The sequence below is a fragment of the Dyadobacter sp. LHD-138 genome (genome assembly GCF_030929615.1).
Taxonomy (GTDB): Bacteria; Bacteroidota; Bacteroidia; order Cytophagales; family Spirosomataceae; genus Dyadobacter.
This window is the reverse complement of record NZ_JAVFVU010000091.1, coordinates 1-2,347: the sequence shown is the minus strand read 5'-3', so window position 1 is coordinate 2,347 and position 2,347 is coordinate 1. Positions and strand designations below refer to the sequence as shown.

3 protein-coding genes are annotated in these 2,347 nt (G+C 38.1%); 2 read left to right on the top strand and 1 reads right to left on the bottom strand.

The features are described from left to right. Positions 1-965: hypothetical protein (locus RB622_RS29950; RefSeq protein ID WP_308050521.1), on the top strand; the 965-nt coding region annotated here is incomplete at its 5' end. After that, complete coding sequence (locus tag RB622_RS29945; RefSeq protein WP_308050520.1) at positions 962-1,570, top strand: hypothetical protein; 609 nt, start codon at positions 962-964, stop codon at positions 1,568-1,570. The genes RB622_RS29950 and RB622_RS29945, both read left to right, overlap by 4 nt. A gap of 40 nt (positions 1,571-1,610) precedes the next feature. Here RB622_RS29945 and RB622_RS29940 read toward each other — a convergent pair whose 3' ends face one another. Next, on the bottom strand, positions 1,611-1,931 hold the full coding sequence (locus RB622_RS29940) for a hypothetical protein (RefSeq protein ID WP_308050518.1): 321 nt from the start codon (positions 1,929-1,931) through the stop codon (positions 1,611-1,613). Positions 1,932-2,347: the final 416 nt, after the last annotated feature.

Below are 2,347 nucleotides of genomic sequence, written 5' to 3'. Positions count from 1 at the left end.
TTTCAGGAAAAGTCATTGTTGAAGATGTCAATGGTGAGTTCAAAAAAGGATTTATACTGGATGAAGGCAGGCAGGTCCAGGAATTTATTCCATCTTCTCAATCAGGACGAACCAGTACCGTGGATTGTTATATAATTGCACAATATTATTCCTGCGTTTCCGTACCCAGCATGGGGTTATACGCCGAGTGCCAATGGATGTATAACGACTACTCATGTTACACGTCTGGCGGCGGCGGCGGTGGTGGTGGCTACTCGGTCATTGTAATGGGTGGGTTCAATTCGTATGGAGGAGGAGGTGGAAATTTTCCGAGGCCTTACATAGGAGAATACCCAGACAATTTACATAAAATATATAAACTCTCCAGTACACTTGATGCCGCCCAGAAGTTTCTGGTTAATGAGATTTTATTCTTTTATTTGAAACACTGTTTTGGAAGTATAGTCTACGCCAACATTGTTGCGTCCGGTATGAAATTCAATTTCTCCGTTAATCCTAGTATACCGGGAAGGGGCGCCTACAATCCGATCAATAATGATTTTATTTTTCAAGATAATGAGGCAATAGTAGGTGACGTTTTCGTAGAAGAAATTTTCCATGCTTATCAAAATACCGTTTATGGCACTACACAATATCTGGGACAAAATACACCTGGTCGTGTAAATATCGAATTTGAAGCATGGTTAATGAAGGATATAGCGGGAATGACAGCAAAGCCAGGTACTAATACTGAGTCGCAAACAATATGCTGTCGTGCAAGTTCAACTCCTGAATATTTCAATTGGCTACTCGATATGACGACTCAAGGAACAAAATGGCCCACTTGGGAACAGCTACAACCCAAATATTACTATTTTATGGAGCAATTTAGAAATACTTGGCCCCAATATTCTTCGCCTATTGTTTACAATTTGCAACCCACGGCAATGTTGCATGCCGCTACTAACTCATCATGTCCAAAATGAAAAATAAATCTTGTATCCTTGCCACCTTGACACTATTTATCTCGGTCGGTTGCTGTGGCCTTAAAGCACAGGAAACAAGAACTGTAGACGGAGAATATAAGGGAACACACAGTACCTACTATTATACCCGCGCTAAGAACAGCAATATGATAACCATTTGGAACATGGAAAACAAGCTATTTAAGGAGCCCATGATATATCCAAAAGGTAAGATGGTTGGACCTAATTACATGTTGATTGATGCCCAAGCTAATATCGGTAACGATCCTTTTGCTAAACGCTTTCCTCCCTTTACTTTGCATGCTGCAACTGTTGCAGCACGCAAAGTAATAAATGAAATCAATAAGGATGCGATCACACAAGAGAAATTGGAAAAGTTCCGTGCTCAAGAGAAGAGTTTCGTAATTACCTATTATTTCTCCCCTGATGGGATAATCCGAGAATTAGAGTTTCATAAAAATATCGACGACGATATTGCAATAAATGAATTGGAAGTATTGGAAAGGGAAATTAAAAAAAGGCTGAGATACGTTACCGAAAATTCAGATTACAAGGGAGGAAATTATATAAAGGCTTCATCAGGTTGGACTATTGTTTTGCCTTAGTCAAACTGGTAAAGCCGACCAGAATATCTTAAAATTTTCATCAATTCAAAATTTTCGATACAAAGCGAGGTAAGATCATTAACGCCATGACACCTGTCGCGACGATAGCGATTGTAACAAACAGCCATCTCTTTTCCTCTACTTTGTCCATTCTTGTTACTTCGTGCTTTTCAAATTCTTTAAATAGGTAAAACATAACAATTGCCAAAGGAGAAAAAAACGCTATGGTGGTCAATATTTTGGGCAAAAGATGATCCGCTCTCAGTAACCCTATCAATGAAAAACCATGCATAACCTTTTTCAAGACTTTGTCAAGAATTATCCACAAGGCCATGTAATGGAGCACAAATAGTGTTGACATCGATAATCAATATTTGTCGATCCCGAATTTTTGCTTGCCCGGGTATAGAAAAAATTCCTTAGGTTGATGAAAAAAAGTAACATCGTTTTGGATTGTCTCGAATTTAATGTGTAACATTAATTTCCATTCTATTTTCTAGTTTGTGAATGGGTTATTTTGCAAATGGAAGCAATAAAAGTCAATCAACAGTTCCAAATATTTGATTTTGGGCTAGAAAAATGGTGTTACAAGATAAGGGCAGATTACAGTTATCCCAAAATCCCCGGAAGTAAATGGGTCTAAAATTTTAAAATATGCAGGGTGTCCAAACCACGGGTAACTATTTGACTTTTAGTTTTTTGTAACAAAAATTAACCCCGAAAATGTCCATTGCTGAGATATTTCGGGGTTTTTGTTTATCTTAAGGTTACCAAGCT

Bases quoted from the DNA above. Each gene is read 5' to 3' on its own strand.
- RB622_RS29940 (WP_308050518.1), bottom strand. From the start codon at position 1,931: ATGTCAACACTATTTGTGCTCCATTACATGGCCTTGTGGATAATTCTT.
- RB622_RS29945 (WP_308050520.1), top strand. From the start codon at position 962: ATGAAAAATAAATCTTGTATCCTTGCCACCTTGACACTATTTATCTCG.